The 2,224-nt window shown below is 73.3% G+C and carries 2 protein-coding genes; both read right to left on the reverse strand.

Annotated features, from left to right (window positions below; genetic code table 11):
* Positions 1-859 (reverse strand): acetyl-CoA C-acyltransferase (locus tag AB0C29_RS44765; protein WP_360833952.1); only part of this gene is annotated, 859 nt, incomplete at its 3' end.
* Positions 852-2,224, reverse strand: a 1,373-nt coding sequence (gene paaN / locus AB0C29_RS44770) for a phenylacetic acid degradation protein PaaN (protein WP_360833954.1), incomplete at its 5' end; no start/stop codon positions are given. The genes AB0C29_RS44765 and paaN, both read right to left, overlap by 8 nt.

A 2,224-nucleotide genomic window follows, 5' to 3' on the forward strand; every position in this document is an offset into this window, starting at 1 on the left:
TGCGGGCGCGCGGGGTCAGGCCGTACCGCTGCACGGCCTCGGCGCTGGCCACCACCACGGCGGCGGCGCCGTCCGAGAGCGGCGACGACGACCCTGCGGTCACCACGCCACCCGCGCGGAACACGGGTCGCAGGGCACCGAGGCGTTCGAGGCTGCTGCCGCGGCGCGGGATCTCGTCGACGGTCAGCTCGCCGTCCTTGAGCGGCACCGGCGTGATCTCGGCGGCGAAGCGGCCGGCGTCGATCGCGGCGATGGCGCGCTCGTGGCTGCGCAGCGCGAAGGCGTCGCTGTCGGCGCGGCTGATGCCGTCGAGGGCCGCGACCTCCTCCGCCGTCTCCCCCATCGCCAGGGTGACCCGGCGGTCCTCGGGGCCGGTGCCGGCGTCCTTGTCGTGCGCCGTGAAGCGGGGGTTGGTGAAGCGCCAGCCCAGGGAGGAGTCCACGATCTCGCCCGGGCGGGCCCACGGCGTGCCCGGCTTGGCCATCACCCAGGGCGCCCGGGTCATCGACTCGACACCGCCGGCCACGATCAGGTCGGCCTCGCCGCTGCGGACCGCCTGGGCGGCGGAGATGATCGCGGTGAGGCCGCTGGCGCAGAGCCGGTTGACCGTGTAGCCGGGGACCGTGTCGGGCAGGCCGGCGAGCAGCGCGGCCATCCGGGCGACGTTGCGGTTGTCCTCACCGGCCTGGTTGGCCGCACCGAGGATGACCTCGTCGATCGCCTCGGCGGGCACCCCACCGCGGCTGACCGCCTCCCGGACGACCAGGGCGGCGAGGTCGTCGGGGCGCACGCCGGAGAGGGCACCGCCGTACTTGCCCTGCGGGGTGCGGACTCCGCCGACCAGGAAGGCCTCAGGCATTGCTCTCCTCGGTGACGTGGTGACGCGACTGCAGCGTGAAGAACCGGCCGGTGACGAAGTGGGCGTCGGTCAGCGAGGCGGTCGCGGCGGGGTTGGCCGCCGTGCCGTGCAGGTCGCTGAACGCGGCGGTCTGGTTGACGAAGACCCCACCGGTGAGGTTTTCCGAGAGGTGCACGCCGGCGTCCAGCGCGGCCTCGCGCGCCGCGGCCAGCACCTCGGGCGAGGTCGAATAGACCGAGGCGGTGAGCGCGCCGTGGTGCTGCACCGTCTCGGTGAACAGCGCGAGGCTGTGTGCGGTCGACTCGGTGGCGATGACGAACGACACCGGCCCGAACCACTCGCGGGTGTAGGCCTTCTCGTCGGCCGCGTCGAGCCGCAGCACCACCGGGGTGCGGATGGTCGCGTCCGGATACTGCTCGTCGGCCACGGCCGCGGACGGGTGGATGACGCTCGGGGCGTTGCCGGCCTCGGTGAGCCGGGCCAGCACGCCGTCGTTGACGATCGCGCCCAGCGTGCCCGCGGCCCGCTTGGGGTCACCGAGCAGCTTGTCGAGGGCGGCGGAAAGGTCGGTGCCGAACTCCTCCACGCTGCGGTGGCCGGCGTCGGTCTCGATGCCGGTCGACGGGACCAGCAGGTTCTGCGGGGTGGTGCACATCTGCCCGCTGTAGAGCGACAGCGAGAACGCCAGGTTGCGCAGCAGGCCCTTGTAGTCGTCGGTGGAGTCGACGATGACCGTGTTGAGGCCGGCCTTCTCGGTGTAGACCACCGCCTGGCGGGCGTTCGCCTCGAGCCAGTTGCCGAACTCGCTGGAGCCGGTGAAATCGACGATCCGCACGTCGGGGTGGGTGGCCAGGGTGGCGGCGATACCGTCGCCGCGCTCCTCGACCGCCAGGGTCACCAGGTTGGGGTCCAGCCCGGCCTCGGCGAGCACCTCGCGGGCGATCTGCACGGTGATGGCCAGCGGCAGCACAGCGCCGGGGTGCGGCTTCACGATGACCGGGTTGCCGGTGACCAGACTGGCGAACAGGCCGGGGTAGCCGTTCCAGGTGGGGAACGTGTTGCAGCCGATCAGCAGCGAGACGCCGCGGCCGACCACCGTGCTGGTCTTGGCCATGCGCAGCGGGTCGCCACCACGCTGCGGCTTGGCCCACGACGTGGTCACGGGAATGCGCGTCGACTCGGCCAGCGCGACGGCGACGGCCTCGAGCCCGCGGTCCTGGGCGTGCGCCCCGCCGGCCTGGAACGCCATGACGAACGCCTGGCCGGTGGTGTGCTGCACGGCGTGGGCGATCTCGAAGATGCGGGCGTTGATCCGGTGCAGGATCTCGGCGGCCACGCCGGCGCGGCCCTGAGGCCCGGCGGCGC

The sequence above is a fragment of the Actinoplanes sp. NPDC048791 genome (assembly GCF_040650095.1).
Taxonomy (GTDB): domain Bacteria; phylum Actinomycetota; class Actinomycetes; order Mycobacteriales; family Micromonosporaceae; genus Actinoplanes.